The sequence below is a fragment of the Nonomuraea rhodomycinica genome, assembly GCF_013363995.1.
GTDB lineage: Bacteria > Actinomycetota > Actinomycetes > Streptosporangiales > Streptosporangiaceae > Nonomuraea > Nonomuraea rhodomycinica.
On record NZ_JABWGO010000007.1, the window covers coordinates 1 to 13607 of the forward strand.

General features: G+C 72.3%; 13 protein-coding genes. 6 read left to right on the forward strand and 7 right to left on the reverse strand.

Annotated features, from left to right (window positions below; all coding sequences use genetic code 11):
• Positions 1-187, forward strand: a 187-nt coding sequence (locus tag HT134_RS26170) for a hypothetical protein (protein WP_217708385.1), incomplete at its 5' end; no start/stop codon positions are given.
• A gap of 55 nt (positions 188-242) precedes the next feature.
• Positions 243-1145, forward strand: a complete 903-nt coding sequence (locus tag HT134_RS26175) for a TerC family protein (RefSeq protein ID WP_217708386.1) — start codon at positions 243-245, stop codon at positions 1143-1145.
• Here the strand turns inward: HT134_RS26175 and HT134_RS26180 are convergent.
• Complete coding sequence (locus HT134_RS26180) at positions 1123-1875, reverse strand: sulfotransferase family protein (protein ID WP_246365499.1); 753 nt, start codon at positions 1873-1875, stop codon at positions 1123-1125. The genes HT134_RS26175 and HT134_RS26180 overlap by 23 nt on opposite strands.
• A gap of 272 nt (positions 1876-2147) precedes the next feature.
• Between HT134_RS26180 and HT134_RS26185 the strand changes: the two genes are divergently transcribed.
• On the forward strand, positions 2148-3581 hold the full coding sequence (locus tag HT134_RS26185) for a cellulase family glycosylhydrolase (protein ID WP_175603127.1): 1434 nt from the start codon (positions 2148-2150) through the stop codon (positions 3579-3581).
• A gap of 82 nt (positions 3582-3663) precedes the next feature.
• Here the strand turns inward: HT134_RS26185 and HT134_RS26190 are convergent, their stop codons facing one another.
• Positions 3664-4302: a TetR/AcrR family transcriptional regulator gene (locus tag HT134_RS26190; RefSeq protein ID WP_175603128.1), complete on the reverse strand. Its 639-nt coding sequence runs from the start codon at positions 4300-4302 to the stop codon at positions 3664-3666.
• A gap of 143 nt (positions 4303-4445) precedes the next feature.
• Here HT134_RS26190 and HT134_RS26195 point away from each other — a divergent pair, with 143 nt between their 5' ends.
• Entirely contained in the window at positions 4446-5381 is a 936-nt protein-coding gene (locus tag HT134_RS26195; protein ID WP_175603129.1) for an ABC transporter ATP-binding protein, read from the forward strand.
• Complete coding sequence (locus HT134_RS26200) at positions 5378-6973, forward strand: ABC transporter permease (RefSeq protein ID WP_175603130.1); 1596 nt, start codon at positions 5378-5380, stop codon at positions 6971-6973. The genes HT134_RS26195 and HT134_RS26200 overlap by 4 nt, the downstream gene beginning before the upstream one ends.
• Positions 6974-6984: 11 nt before the next feature.
• Here HT134_RS26200 and HT134_RS26205 read toward each other — a convergent pair whose 3' ends face one another.
• From HT134_RS26205 to HT134_RS26225, 5 genes are all read right to left on the reverse strand, one after another.
• Positions 6985-7749, reverse strand: a complete 765-nt coding sequence (locus tag HT134_RS26205; RefSeq protein WP_175603131.1) for a PIG-L family deacetylase — start codon at positions 7747-7749, stop codon at positions 6985-6987.
• A gap of 45 nt (positions 7750-7794) precedes the next feature.
• A complete protein-coding gene (locus HT134_RS26210; RefSeq protein ID WP_175603132.1) occupies positions 7795-8145 on the reverse strand; it encodes an STAS domain-containing protein in 351 nt (116 codons plus the stop codon).
• Positions 8146-8338: 193 nt separating this feature from the next.
• A complete protein-coding gene (locus tag HT134_RS26215; RefSeq protein ID WP_175603133.1) occupies positions 8339-10075 on the reverse strand; it encodes a glycerol-3-phosphate dehydrogenase/oxidase in 1737 nt (578 codons plus the stop codon).
• 78 nt (positions 10076-10153) lie between these two features.
• On the reverse strand, positions 10154-11671 hold the full coding sequence (glpK, locus tag HT134_RS26220) for a glycerol kinase GlpK (protein ID WP_175603134.1): 1518 nt from the start codon (positions 11669-11671) through the stop codon (positions 10154-10156).
• 34 nt (positions 11672-11705) lie between these two features.
• Entirely contained in the window at positions 11706-12533 is an 828-nt protein-coding gene (locus tag HT134_RS26225; RefSeq protein ID WP_175603135.1) for an MIP/aquaporin family protein, read from the reverse strand.
• Positions 12534-12836: 303 nt separating this feature from the next.
• Here HT134_RS26225 and HT134_RS26230 point away from each other — a divergent pair, with 303 nt between their 5' ends.
• The gene (locus HT134_RS26230; RefSeq protein ID WP_175603136.1) at positions 12837-13604 is read left to right on the forward strand and encodes an IclR family transcriptional regulator; all 768 of its coding nucleotides are present in this window, start codon (positions 12837-12839) and stop codon (positions 13602-13604) included.
• Positions 13605-13607 lie beyond the last annotated feature (3 nt).

Consider the following 13607-nt stretch of genomic DNA (forward strand, 5'->3'; position numbering starts at 1 on the left):
GTTGCGGCCCTCCTTGCCGGAGAAGCAGAGCGTGGCCGCGTTCCGCGTCGAGGTGCACACCTGGGACCGGGCCCGGGCCGAGGCCGGGGTGACGCGGGTCTCCCTGCGCACCGGGTACTTGGTGGCGTCGCGGACCGTCTTCCAGCGGCTCGTCCTGACGCGGTGGCCGCCCTGGCTCCGGTGTTAACGGGTGGGCAGCCCCCTTCGGGGCCGGGCCGGCCGGGCGGGGGGTGAGCGGGGTTTTGCTCGCGATCGACGTGTTCCCCCAGGGGCGCGCGCCCGCCGGCGGCGTGCCCGAGGCCGCGCTCTGGTCAGCGCTGTGGATCGCCCTCGGCCTGGGCTTCGGCGCCGTGGTGTGGTGGCTGTGGGGAGCCGAGCTCGCCGGGCAGTACTACGCCGGCTACCTCATCGAGAAGTCGCTGGCGGTCGACAACGTCTTCGTCTTCGCGATCATCTTCGGCTACTTCGCGGTCCCGGCGCGCTACCAGCACCGCGTGCTGTTCCTCGGGGTGCTGGGCGCGCTGGTGTTCCGTGGCGTGTTCATCGCGGCGGGGTCCGTGCTCATCGCGAGCTTCTCGTGGATCCTGTACGTGTTCGGCGCCTTCCTGGTGCTGACCGGGATCCGGATGGCCCGTCACCGCGACGAGAGCGTGGACCCGGGCAGCAGCAGGACGCTGCGTCTGTTCCGCCGCCTGGTCCCCGTCACCGACGACTACCACGGCCAGCGGTTCCTGGTGCGCCAGGGCGGCCGCTGGGTGGCCACGCCGCTGCTCGCGGTGCTCGTGCTGGTGGAGGTCAGCGACATCGTCTTCGCAGTGGACTCGATCCCGGCCGTCTTCGCGGTCACCTCGGAGCCGTTCCTGGTCTTCACCTCCAACGCCTTCGCCATCCTCGGCCTGCGGGCGATGTACTTCATGCTCGCCGGCCTGATGCACCGCTTCACCTACCTCAAGCTGGGCCTGGCGCTGGTGCTGGTCTGGGTGGGCGTGAAGATGCTGCTCCTGGACGTGTACAAGATCCCGACGGCGCTTTCGCTGGGGGTGGTCGCCGCGATCCTCGTCACCGCGGTCACGGCGAGCCTGCTGCGCTCCCGCGGTGACGAAGGAGAGGACGACGAGCCGGTCAGCGAGGCCGCGGAACGCTGAGCGGCTCGCCCGCCGCCAGTCGCTGGAACATCTGCTTCATCGACTCGGCGTCGTTCAGGCGGGGGAACGGCTCGTCGGGGGCCTCGACGCCGAGGAAGGCGCACAGCGGCCCCCACCCCTCGCGCACGTCGAAGACGAGCAGCCGCTCCGCGGGGACGCCGGCCTTGACGGCGGCCACGTGCCGCTCGAACGCCTCGACGGCCAGCTTCTCGCTCGGCACGCCCTGCCCGTGGCTCCAGTCGGGGCCGAAGTAGCACCGGCCGATCACCTCCAGAGCCGGCCGCATCCGCCCCATGCTCGTGGTGATCGTGCGGGCCTGCTCGGGCAGCTCCTCCAGTGACCGTCCGTCCAGGGCCGCGGCGGAGGCGCCGGGGCCGGACATGAGCATGTCGATGCTGCGGTGCCACGCGCGCGGGTCGCGCACGGTCAGCACCACCTTGGCGTCCGGATAGGTCTCGGCCAGCTCGCGCCAGTAGTGGCTGGCCGGCCAGTCGGTCGCCGAACGGTACCCGTCGAACACCTTGTCCCAGCCCTCGCGGCCGTGGACCTCGCCGGAGGTGGCCGCGAGCCACCGGTCCACGTGGTCGGGATGGGTCATGACCTCGAACATGTGGTAGCAGGGGCCGAATCCCAGCCGCTCCAGCGCGGCCTTCATCGACAACGTCCCGGTACGCGGCAGGCCCGCCCCGATGACCTCCAGCATGTCGCTCCTCGTCGTCGCCGTTGACATGACGATCTCCACGCTAGGACGACCGGAGGAGGAATTCAACACCTGAAGATTTTCGGCCGACCTGAAACTTTCAACCACCGGCTGCCCCCGACAAACGCCGCCGAACAGGACAAACGCCTCCCACGCCGTCCGCTCCCGGGCGGCCGGGAGGCCCGCGTTCCTACAGCTCAGAGCCGCCCCGTTGATACCTTGCCCCGGATCGCGCGCACCCCCCTCCGCAGCACGCCCGCGCGATCACCCCGCCGGCCCATCGGACGCGAAAGGCCACCACCGTGACGTTGCTCCCACGCCCGCTGCGCGGACGTGCCGCTCTCGCGATCGGCGCCGTCGCCGCGCTCACCCTCGGCGGAGTGGCGGTCAGCCCCGCCGTCACCGCCGCGGCAGCCACCGGCTGTGCCGTCACCTACACGGCCAGCACCTGGCAGGGCGGCTTCAGCGCCAACATCTCGATCAAGAACCTCGGCGACCCGGTCAACGGCTGGACGCTCGGCTTCACCTTCCCGGACTCCGGCCAGAAGGTCGTCCAGGGCTGGTCGGCGACGTACAGCCAGACGGGCGCCGCCGTGACCGCGCGCAGCATGAGCTACAACGGCGCGCTCGCCACCGACGCCTCGACCACGATCGGCTTCAACGGGAGCTGGACCGGCGCCAACCCGGCGCCGACCTCCTTCACCCTCAACGGCGTCACCTGCACCGGCTCCACGACCCCGGGCCCCACGCCCACCGTGACGCCGACCGTGACACCGACGGTGACGCCGCCCACCAACGGCACCCCGGTGGGGATCAACGGCCAGCTCCGCGTCTGCGGCGTCAACCTCTGCAACCAGTACAACCGGCCCATCCAGTTGCGCGGCATGAGCACGCACGGCCTGCAGTGGTTCGCCAAGTGCTACAACACCGCCTCCCTCGACGCGCTGGCGAACGACTGGAAGGCCGACCTGCTCCGGATCTCCATGTACGTCCAGGAGGACGGCTACGAGACCAACCCGCCGGCCTTCACCGCCCAGGTCAACAACCTCGTGGACATGGCCGAGGCGCGCGGCCTGTACGCGCTGATCGACTTCCACACGCTGACGCCCGGCGACCCGATGTACAACCTCGACCGGGCCAAGACCTTCTTCGCCGCCGTCGCGGCCCGCAACGCCGCCAAGAAGAACGTCATCTACGAGATCGCCAACGAGCCCAACGGGGTGAGCTGGGCGACCATCAAGAGCTACGCCGAGCAGGTCATCCCCGTGATCCGCGCCAACGACCCCGACGCCGTCGTCCTGGTCGGCACCCGCGGCTGGTCGTCGCTCGGCGTCTCGGAGGGCGGCAACGAGAGCGAGGTCGTCAACAACCCGGTCAACGCCGCCAACATCATGTACACCTTCCACTTCTACGCCGCCTCCCACACCGACACCTACCGGGCGGCGCTCAGCAGGGCGGCCACGCGCATCCCGATGTTCGTCACGGAGTTCGGCACGGTGACCTACACCGGAGGCGGCACGGTGGACCTCGCCAGCACCACGACATGGCTCAACCTGCTGGACCAGTACAAGATCAGCTACGCCAACTGGACCTACTCCGACGCCGACGAGAGCAGCGCCGCCTTCAAGCCCGGCACCTGCGACGGCGGCACGTACGCGGGGACGGCTGTGCTGACGCAGTCGGGCACGTACATGCGCGACCGCATCCGCACCCCGGACAACTTCCCGACCGGCTGAGCCGCCCCGAGACAACCGGGTCCGCGGTGCGGGAGGCGCGCCGCGGGCCCGGTCTCCATGTGCCTGAGGCGCGCGCCCGCCGTCAGGACGGGCGGATCCGCTCCAGGGCCTCGCGCATCGAGGCGGCCCTCTCCGGCGACAGCGCGGGGTGGGAGTGGAGGTCGAGGATGACGGTGGCCAGCAGGTGCGCCCCCTCAGGGCTGGCCACGTCCACGCCGAGGCTTCTGGAGACGTGCCGGTGGAGGACCGTGACGGCCAGCGCCATCGCGGTGCTGACCGTCGCGCGCGCCTTCCGGTCGGCGAAGGGCGGGTCGGCGCGCTCGGCGTCGATCTCCGCCAGCCACTGCTCGCCCGCGCGCACCATCTCGTCGAACAGCGGCTCGGCCCGGCCCTCGACCAGGGCCCGCACCAGGTACGGCTGGTAGGGGCCGAAGACGGCCTGGGACATGGCGACCGGGTTGGACCTGGTGAGCATGGGGTCGTCGAAGGTGGCGTCGCTGACCCGGCGCAGCAGCTTGACGAGGAACTCGTCGCACGCCTCGCGCAGCGCCTCCTTCGAGCCGAAGTGGTGGCGCACCAGCCCCGAGGAGACCCTCGCGGCCTCGGCGATGCCGCGGATCGTGGCCCGCTCGAACCCGAGCTCGCCGAACTGCCGCAGCGCCGCTTCCCTGATGCGGGCGCGGGCGGTCAGATCCTCCAGGTCCGCTTCGATGCTCGCCACCGCCGTCCCTCCAGACTTCACGCGTACGTACGGGATGAAGACTACACGCGCTGGACGCTGACTACACAAGCGTGTAGCTTGCTTCTCGTCAGGGTAGTCCGCTTCACATACGGACAGCCACGGCTCGATCCAGGAAGATCACCATGACTGACGCCATCTCGGTGTCCGGGCTCACCAAGGCGTTCGGCTCGACCCGCGCGCTGGACGGCCTGGACCTCACCGTGCGCACCGGCGAGGCCCACGGGTTCCTCGGCCCCAACGGCGCGGGGAAGAGCACCACGATCCGCGTCCTGCTCGGCCTGCTGCGCGCCGACGGGGGCCGCGCGCGGCTGCTCGGCGAGGACCCGTGGACGCGCGCCACCTCCCTGCACCGCCGCCTGGCGTACGTGCCCGGTGACGTCACGCTGTGGCCCGGCCTGACCGGCGGGGAGGTGATCGACCTGCTCGGCGGGCTCCGCGGCGGCCTCGACCGCCGGCGCAGGAAGGAGCTGCTGGACCGCTTCCAGCTCGACCCGCGCAAACGCGCCCGCACCTACTCCAAGGGCAACCGCCAGAAGGTCGCCCTCGTCGCCGCCCTGTCGGGCGACGCGGAGCTGCTGATCCTCGACGAGCCGACCTCCGGGCTGGACCCGCTGATGGAGGAGGTCTTCCGCGAGACCCTGCGCGAGGAGCTGCGCCGCGGCGACCGTACCGTGCTGCTCTCCAGCCACATCCTGTCCGAGGTCGAGGCCCTGTGCGACCGGGTCACCATCGTCCGCGACGGGCGCACGGTCGAGACCGGCACGCTCGCCGGGCTGCGGCACCTCACCCGCACCTCGGTCCAGGCCGACCTCGCCGGCCCGCCGCACGGGCTCGCCGCCCTGCCCGGCGTCCACGACGTGGTCGTCGACGGCGGCCGGGTGACCTTCGACGCGGATCCCTCCGCCCTGGACGCGGCGCTGCGCTGCCTGGCCGAGGCGGGCGTGCGCGGCCTGGTCAGCAGGCCGCCCAGCCTGGAGGAGCTGTTCCTGCGCCACTACCGCCACAGCGAAACCGCCGAAGCCGCCGGAGCGGCCGGGACCGCCGGAGCGGCCCGATGAGCGCGCTCGCCGGCACCGGCGCGCTCGTCCGCCTGGCGCTGCGCCGGGAACGGGCCGTCGCCCCCTGGTGGATCCTGCTGAACGTGGGCATGACCCTGGCGTTGATCTCGTACATCGAGCGCCAGATGCCGACCGACGCCGTCAAGGCCACCTACACCGCGGTCATCGCGAAGAACACCTTCTTCCAGGCACTCGGCGGCGGGTTCGTCGAGCCGCGCCTCGACGTCCTCGCGACGTGGCGCAGCGGCGGGTTCCTCTACGTGGCCGCTGCGTTCGCGGCCGTCATGTGCGTCGTCCGGCACACCCGCGCGGAGGAGGACGCGGGCCGGGCCGAGCTGCTGCGCGCGGCCGGAACCGGCCGCCGCGCCTCCCTGACGGCCGCGCTGCTCGTGGCCGCCGGCATCAGCGTGGCCGGCGGCCTGTCGGCCACGCTGACCCTGGTCGCCTCCGGCCTCGGAGCCACCGGCGCGGCCGCCTACGGCGCCGCCATCGCGGTGGCGGGATGGGTGTTCGCCGGCGTGGCCGCGGTGGCCGTCCAGCTCTCGCGGAGCGCCCGCACGGCCACGATGATCGGTCTGTCCGTGCTCGGCGTCGCCTACGTCATGCGGTACACCGGCGACGCGACGCGGCAGTACTGGCTGAAGGCGCTGTCACCGATCGGCTGGAGCCACCTCGTGCGCCCCTACCAGGACGAGCGGTGGTGGCTGCTGGGCCTGCCGGCGGCGGTGGCCGCAGGGCTGTGCGTCCTCGCGTACGCGCTGCTCGACCGGCGCGACCTCGGCGCGGGCCTGGTGCCCGAACGGCTCGGCCCCGCGTCGGCCCCCGGGGAGCGCGGTCCGGTCAGTGTGGCCTGGCGGCTGCACCGCGGGCTGCTGGTGCGATGGGCGGCCGGTGTCGCCGTCCTCGCCGCCGCGGTGGCCGGGGCCGGAACCATCGCGGGCCAGCTCGCCGCCGCGCCCGCGGCGAGCCAGGACCTGCTGCGGAGCATGGGCTGGAGCACCGGAGACATTCTCGACGTCCTCCTCCGGTACATGACGCTCATCTTCGCCCACGTCATCGCGCTCTACCCCGTCCTCATGGTCCAGCGGCTGCGCTCGGAGGAGACGTCCGGCCGGGCCGAGATCGTGCTCGCCACCCCGACGACCCGCCTGCGCTGGGCGGGCGGCCACCTGGTGCTGGCCGGGCTCGGCTCGGCCGCGTTGCTGGCCGTCGCCGGGGTCGTCCACGGCGTGCTCCACGGGCTCCTCGTGGGGGACCTCGCCACCGACCCGCCCCGGGTGCTGGCCGGGGTCCTCGGCCACGTTCCCGCGGTCTGGTGCGTCGGCGCGGTGTGCGTGCTCGCGTACGGGCTGCTCCCGCGGGCGAGTGTGGCGCTCTCGTGGACCGTGTGGATCATGACCGCCGCGCTGGGCCAGGTCATGGGGCCGCTGTACGGGATGTGGGCCGGCACGCCACTGGAGCCGTTCCACTACATCCCGAACACCTTCGCGGGCGGCCCCGTCGACGCCCGGCCCTACCTGGTGCTGTTCGCGCTCACGGCGGCCCTCGTCACCGGCGGCCTGCTGGCCCTGCGCCGCCGGGACCTCGGCTGAGGAGGCCGGGGTCAGACGGTGAGCGCGGTCTCGGCCGGGCCGGTGTGGCCGGCGCGGCGGTACCACTCGGTGCCGAGGAGCTGGGCGCGCGCCTGCTCGGGCAGGGCGGTCAGCAGGGTCATCGACGCGCCCCGCTCCAGCTCCGACCGGTGCGCGTGCATGGCCGCCCATTTGCGCTCGCCCCACCGCGCGATGTCGAGCGTCGTCGTGACCCGCTCGTCGGGCACGCCCGGCAGCGTCTGCCCCGGCTCGGGATCCGCGCCGAACACCGCCCGCCAGTGCGAGACCACCACCGACCGGGGGATGACCGACAGGTAGAGCGCCCGCGGCCACCAGGGCTCGCCCATGTCCGGGTAGAGCTGGTCGTACCCGGCCGCCTCCACCGCCGCCAGGGTGACCCGGTGGACGTGGACGTGGTCGGGGTGCCCGTAGGCGCCGTACCCGTCGTAGGTGAGCACGACGTCGGGCCTGAACTGCCTGATGTGCCGCACCACCTGGCCCACGGCCTCGTCGAACGGCACGTCCAGGAAGCGCGGGGCGCCGGGCGCCGACTCGGGTTTGCGCGCGTCGGCGTAGCCCAGCAGCCGCGGCTCGCCCGCGCCCAGGATGTCCAGCGAGCGCTCCAGCTCGCCGGCCCGCACGGTGCCCTCCGCCCAGGTGCAGGTGACGACCGCGGTCCTGGCGCCCTCGGCGGAGCACCTGGCCAGCGTGCCGCCCGTCCAGACGGCCTCGTCGTCCGGATGGGCGTGGACCGCCAGCACCCCGAGTCCCGCCACGATGCCCTCCTCCAAGATCGCCGGACGGCCATCGTAGTGGCGGGCTCAGCGCAGCGACGACCAGTGGCAGGCGTCCTCCAACGAGCCGTAGGGCGGGAACTGGTCGACGAGCTGCGTGATGGTCAGCAGCCGGGCCAGCACGCCGCGCACCCCGACCAGGCGCAGGCCGCCGCCGCGGCGCTCTGCCCGGCGCTGGCAGTCGATGAGCTGCCACAGCCCGCTGGAGTCGCAGAAACGCAGCTCGGCCGTGTCGAGCACGATGCGCGGCCGCTCCGCGGCCAGCGGCCCGGCCAGGGCCGCGGTCAGCAGGTGCTGGGAGCTCATGTCCAGCTCACCGGTCAGGCGAACCACGTCGACGTCGCCGTGCCGCTCCATATCGATCTTCAGGCGTGCCATGGCACTGCCTCTCCGTCGCCGCGTCGATGCCGTCGCCACCCATGACCAGCGGGAATGCTGTCCAGCTTATCCGCACACCCCGGCCCGGCTCCACGGCTTGCCGGAAACGACCACGGAGATCCTTCCTGGATCGGGCGCGGCGGGCGTCCCGGGTCCCTACCGCGGGCCCCGGGACGCCCACCGGCCCAGGCCGTCAGACGCCGACCGCCCGATCGTCGGCGCGAGGGCCGGCCTCCTCGCAGATCTCCGCGCGGGCCGCCGCCGCCGACACGTCGTCGGGCTGCAGCTCCGCGGACATCTCCGCGTGGACCATGGTCCGGTAGCGCTCCGTCTCGCGCCGCACGTCCTCCTCGTCCCAGCCGAGCACCGGGGCGATGATCGCGGCCACCTCGGCCGCCGCGGCCACGCCGCGGTCGCGCTCCTCGATGGAGATGCGGGTACGGCGCACCAGCACGTCCTCCAGGTGCAGCGCCCCCTCGTGCGTGGCCGCGTACAGCGCCTCCGCCCGGAGGTAGTCGGCCGCCCCGGTCAGCGGCTCCCCGAGGGACGGGTCCTCCTCGATCAGGCCGAGGACGTCCTCGACGGCCGAGCCGTAGCGCCCGAGCAGGCGCTCGACGCGGGCGACGTCCACCCCGGCGCGCGCGGCCAGCCGGGCGCGGCCGTTGCGCAGCGCCTCGTACCCCTCGGCGCCGAGCAGCGGCAGCCGGTCGGTGACCGAGCGCGGCACGGCCGTGCCCAGCTCGCGCGCGGCCACGTCCACGGCGTCCTTGGCCATGACCCGGTACGTCGTGTACTTGCCGCCGGCGATGACGACGAGCCCCGGCGCGGGCCGGGCGACGGTGTGCTCCCTGGACAGCTTGGCGGTGTCGGAGGCGTCACCGGCCAGCAGCGGGCGCAGGCCCGTGTAGACGCCGTCGATGTCGTCGTGGGTGAGAGGCGTGCTCAGCACCTTGTTGACCTGGTCGAGCAGGTACTCGATGTCGGCCCGGCTGGCCACGGGACGGCCCTTGTCGAGGTTCCAGTCCGTGTCGGTGGTGCCGATGATCCAGTGCCGGCCCCACGGGATGGTGAAGAGCACGCTCTTCTCCGTCCGCAGGATCAGGCCGGTGTGCAGGGTGATCCGGTCGCGCGGGACCGTGATGTGCACCCCCTTGGACGCCCTGACCCGCAGACCGCCCTTGTTGCCCGCCATCCGCGCGGTCTCGTCGGTCCAGACGCCGGTGGCGTTGATCACCTGGCGGGCGCGCACCACGATCTCGCGCCCGTCCTCCAGGTCCGTCACCCGGGCTCCGGTCACGCGGTCGCCGTCGCGGACCAGCCCTGTCACGCGCGCCCTGGTCGCGACGGCCGCGCCGTACTGCGCGGCGGTGCGCGCCAGCGTCATCGCGAACCGCGCGTCGTCCACCTGGGCGTCGTGGTACTGGACGGCGCCGACGAGCGCGTCCGGGCTGAGCGAGGGCGCGGCGGCCAGCGCGCGGCGCCGGCTCATGTGCCGGTGCCGCGGCAGGATCCGCCTGCCGTCGAGCATGTCGTACAGGGCGATGCCGGCGCCCACGTAGAACCGCTCCCACAGCCGGTGCCGGAGCGGGAACAGGAACGGAACCGGGCGCACCAGGTGCGGCGCGAGCCGGGTCAGCAACAGGCCGCGCTCCTTGAGGGCCTCCCTGACCAGCTTGAAATCGAGCTGTTCGAGGTAGCGCAGACCGCCGTGGACCAGCTTGCTCGACCGGCTCGACGTGCCGGCGGCCCAGTCCTGCGCCTCCACCAGCGCCACCGACAGGCCGCGGGACACGGCGTCCAGCGCCGCGCCGGCGCCCACGACACCGCCGCCCACGACCAGCACGTCGAACTCGTCGTCGCCCAGCCGCCGCAGCGTCTCCGCGCGGTACGCGGGTCCCAGCGGTACAGATGTCACAGTAGAGCTCCTCATCTCAAGAAAGTCAGGCGGGCCCTGGGCCGCGGTCCGCGCGAGGCCGTGCGGGGACCGCGGCCCGGGTGGTCGGGCGGCTCAGCCGACGTCGACCCAGTCGAGCGTGCGGGTGACGGCCTTCTTCCAGGTGGCGTAGCGCCCGTCGCGATGCTCCTGCGACCAGACGGGCTGCCAGCGGCGGTCCTCCTGCCAGTTCTGCTTGAGCTCGTCGGTGGACTTCCAGAAGCCCACGGCGAGCCCCGCGGCGTAGGCGGCGCCCAGCGCGGTCGTCTCCGCCACCACGGGCTTGGAGACCGGGACGCCGAGGACGTCGGCCTGGATCTGCATGCACAGGTCGTTGGCGGTGACGCCGCCGTCCACCCGCAGCACGTCGAGGGCGACCCCGGAGTCCTGACGCATCGCCTCGACCACGTCGCGGCTCTGGTAGCAGATCGACTCCAGCGTGGCGCGGGCGATGTGCGCGTTGTTGTTGTAGCGCGACAGGCCGACGATCGCGCCGCGGGCGTCGGAGCGCCAGTACGGCGCGAACAGGCCGGAGAAGGCGGGCACGAAGAAGACGCCGCCGTTGTCCTCGACCTGCCGGGCCAGCGACTCGCTCTGCTCGGCCCCCGAGATGATGCCGAGCTGGTCGCGCAGCCACTGCACGGCCGAGCCGGTCACCGCGATGGAGCCCTCCAGCGCGTACACCGGGGCCTCCGCGCCGAACTGGTAGCACACCGTGGTGAGCAGCCCGTTCTTCGAGCGGACCGGGGTGGTGCCGGTGTTGAGCAGCAGGAAGTTGCCCGTGCCGTAGGTGTTCTTGGCCTCGCCGACCTCGAAGCACACCTGGCCGACGGTGGCGGCCTGCTGGTCGCCGAGGACGCCGCCGAGCGTGACCTGCCCGCCCAGCGGGCCGTTCTCCCGGGTGCGCCCGTACGCCTCGGCGTGCGAGGAGGGGACGATGGCCGGCAGCATCCGCCGCGGGATGCCGAAGAACGACAGCAGCTCGTCGTCCCAGTCCAGCTTCTCCAGGTCCATGAGCATGGTGCGGCTGGCGTTGGTGACGTCGGTGACGTGCAGGCCGCCGTCGGGGCCGCCGGTGAGGTTCCACAGCAGCCACGTGTCGGTGGTGCCGAAGATCGCCTCGCCGGCCTCGGCCGCCTCGCGCACCCCGTCGACGTTCTCCAGGATCCACTGGATCTTCCCGGCGGAGAAGTACGTCGCGGGCGGCAGCCCGGCCTTGGCCCGGATGACGTCGCCCCTGCCGTCGCGCTCCAGCGCCGAGGCGATCCGGTCGGTGCGGGTGTCCTGCCAGACGATGGCGTTGTAGTACGGCCGGCCCGTGGTGCGGTTCCAGACCACGGCGGTCTCGCGCTGGTTGGTGATGCCGAGTGCGGCCAGGTCGGAGGCCACGAGATTCGCCTTGTTCAGCGTGGTCTCGATGACCGCCCGGGTGCGCTCCCAGATCTCCGTGGGGTTGTGCTCGACCCAGCCGGCGCGCGGCAGGATCTGCTCGTGCTCGAGCTGGTGGCGGGCGATCTCGTTGCCGCCGTGATCGAAGATCATGAAGCGGGTGCTCGTCGTTCCCTGGTCGACGGCGCCGACGAAGTCCGGCATGGAATCGTGCCTCCTCGGAAGGGGGGTGGGATGGTCAGACGGTCTCGTAGGACTCTTTGGCCGGCACGCGGCCGGGCTCAGGCTCATCTTCGATCGGCAGGAACCGCCCCACCAGGGCCTGGTAGAGGCCGGCGCCGATCAGGCCGCCGATGACGGGCGCCACGATCGGCACCCAGAAGTACAGCTGGCCGTACTGGTCCCGCCAGGCCGTGTGGTAGCCGGTGAGGAAGGACGCCAGCCGGGGCCCGAAGTCGCGGGCCGGGTTGATGGCGTAGCCGGCGTTGGTGCCCCAGGCCATGCCGATGGCCACGACGAGCAGGCCGACGACGACCGGGGCGATGTTGGCGAGGGGCGCGTTGTTGCGCACGTCGGTGATGGCGAGGATCAGGAACAGCAGGATCGCGGTGCCGATCACCTGGTCGCGGAAGGCGCCCCAGGTGTCCACCGGAAGGGTGCCGTTGCCGGGGAGCGTGGAGAAGACCCCCTGGGTCTTGATGGTGTGGCCGGGGTCGATCTTGGCGAGCACCTCGGCGTAGTTGAACCGGACGATCAGCGCCGCCACGAACGCCCCCGCGGTCTGCGCCAGCGCGTACGGTCCGACCTTGCGCCAGGGGAAGCCCTTGAACGCGGCCAGGGCGACGGTGACGGCCGGGTTGAGATGGGCGCCGGTGATCCGCGCCGCGACGTAGACGCCGAGCGTCACGCCCAGGCCCCAGGCCCACGCGATGCTGTCGTGGTCGCCGATGCCGCCGGCGACCACCTGGGCCACCACGCCGACCCCGAACAGGATCAGGACCATCGTGCCCGCGAACTCGGCGGCCAGCTCGCCGAGCATCCCACGGGCTTTCAGTCGCTCCGCCATGTCTTCCTCCTCACAGTGCCTCACCACGCTCCGGTCCTCGGGCGGGAACAGGTGTCGTCGCAGGCAGGACGTCCGGTGAAGCTCCCAGCGCTTCACGGCTGCTTGGAAGCTAAGTGAGGAAGACCACAGGGTCAACGACGGGGTGCCGACAATGTCGAACACTAGTCAGCTATGGCATCCGCGATTATGGTCTGAGCCTATGGCCCGGCGCACACTCTGAGCGGTATGAGGTGATATGTGTAGATCTTTCTTTGAGCGGCGCCGACATTGTCGAACGAGCGCCGCCCGACTAGGCTCGATGCCGTGCCAGGTCCAGTGCAGTCCATCCAGCGGGGAGCGGCCATCCTGCGCCTCCTCGCGCGCAGCTCGGGCAAGCTCGGCGTGGGCGAGATCGCCACATCGCTCGGCCTGCCCCGCGGCACGGCGCACGGCCTGCTGCGCACCCTGCAACTGGTCGGCTTCGTGGAGCAGGACAGCGCGACCGGCAAGTACCAGCTCGGCGCGGCCCTGCTGCACCTCGGCACCAGCTACCTGGACGTCAACGAGCTCCGCTCCCGCGCCATCAACTGGGCCGACGCGCTCGCGGCGCGCAGCTGCGAGTCCGTCAAGATCGGCACCGTCCTCGACGGCCAGGTCCTCGTGGTCCACCACGTCTTCCGCCCCGACGACACCCTGCAGACCCTCGACGTCGGCTCACTGATGCCGATGCACGCGACCGCCCTCGGCAAGGTGCTGCTCGCCTTCGACTCCGGCGCCGGCGCCGCCCTCGGCAACGGCCCGCTGGAGGCCTACACCCGCAGGACGATCGTCGCTCCCAAGGACCTGACCCGCAGCCTCGCGGGCATCCGGGAGGTCGGATGGGCCGCCCAGGTCGAGGAGATGACCGTGGGCGAGGCGGGCATCGCCGCCCCCATCCGGGGCCACGGCGGCCTGGTGGTCGGCGCCATCGGCATCTCCGGGGCCGTCGAGCGGATCTGCGACGCCAAAGGCCAGCCCAACACCGCCCTGGTGACGTTCGTGCGCGACGCGGCGCGCGCGGTCTCCCGGGACCTCGGTGCCGCGCGCTGGTGACAC

Excerpts from the sequence above, each read along its gene's own strand:
- glpK (WP_175603134.1), bottom strand. The coding sequence starts at position 11,671 with ATGCCGGACTTCGTCGGCGCCGTCGACCAGGGAACGACGAGCACCCGC.
- HT134_RS26180 (WP_246365499.1), bottom strand. The coding sequence starts at position 1,875 with ATGTCAACGGCGACGACGAGGAGCGACATGCTGGAGGTCATCGGGGCG.
- HT134_RS26200 (WP_175603130.1), top strand. The coding sequence starts at position 5,378 with ATGAGCGCGCTCGCCGGCACCGGCGCGCTCGTCCGCCTGGCGCTGCGC.
- HT134_RS26225 (WP_175603135.1), bottom strand. The coding sequence starts at position 12,533 with ATGGCGGAGCGACTGAAAGCCCGTGGGATGCTCGGCGAGCTGGCCGCC.
- HT134_RS26195 (WP_175603129.1), top strand. The coding sequence starts at position 4,446 with ATGACTGACGCCATCTCGGTGTCCGGGCTCACCAAGGCGTTCGGCTCG.
- HT134_RS26215 (WP_175603133.1), bottom strand. The coding sequence starts at position 10,075 with ATGAGGAGCTCTACTGTGACATCTGTACCGCTGGGACCCGCGTACCGC.
- HT134_RS26210 (WP_175603132.1), bottom strand. The coding sequence starts at position 8,145 with ATGGCACGCCTGAAGATCGATATGGAGCGGCACGGCGACGTCGACGTG.